The organism is Algibacter sp. YIN40 (assembly GCF_057219435.1).
Genome location: NZ_JBXVVC010000011.1, coordinates 1 through 665 on the forward strand (window position 1 = coordinate 1; position 665 = coordinate 665).

Genomic DNA, 665 nt, shown 5'->3' on the forward strand with positions numbered 1-665 from the left:
TCTAACTGGACTGCTTCTGGTGGCTCCTGGGGAACTACCTCTGATGCTTTTTCTGGTAGTGTTGCTATTACAGACTCGCCTTCTGGTGCTTATGCCAATAGCCAAAGTAATACGCTACAACTTAATAACAGTATATCTACTAGCGGACTGGTACAAACAGTGGTTCAGTATAATGCCAAATGGGATTTAGAACGTAGTTTTGATTATGTTCAAATCGAGGCCTCTACTAACGGCTCTACCTGGGCACCACTTTGTGGGACCTATACCAAACCAGGGGCGCCTAATGCTAATAATACCTATTCTGGTAAAAGTTCTACCAATAATAACTTCCAACCTGATGGTGAACAACTCTATGATGGGGATACTCAGGATAAATGGGTCATGGAAGAAATTGTTATCTCTAGTTCAGAGAATAGTGTTTTCCACAATCAATCTACCGTGTTCTTAAGGTTTAATTTTAATACAGATTCTACTAACAGTCAAGATAGCTATACCACTACTTTTGATGGTTTTGTGTTTGACGATTTTAGAGTTATTACTAACACCACTAATATCCCACAAACAATAACGTTTGACCCTATTAGTGATAAGTTTACTACAGATGTGCCTTTTCAAGTCAATGCAACGGCTTCTTCTGGATTGCCAGTGAGCTTTTCTATAGTATC

The 665-nt window shown here is 39.2% G+C and carries 1 protein-coding gene; it reads left to right on the forward strand.

The annotated features are described in order from the left end of the window. A partial coding sequence (locus AC2D6V_RS15375) for a hypothetical protein (protein ID WP_484649965.1) occupies positions 1-665 on the forward strand: 665 nt, incomplete at both ends.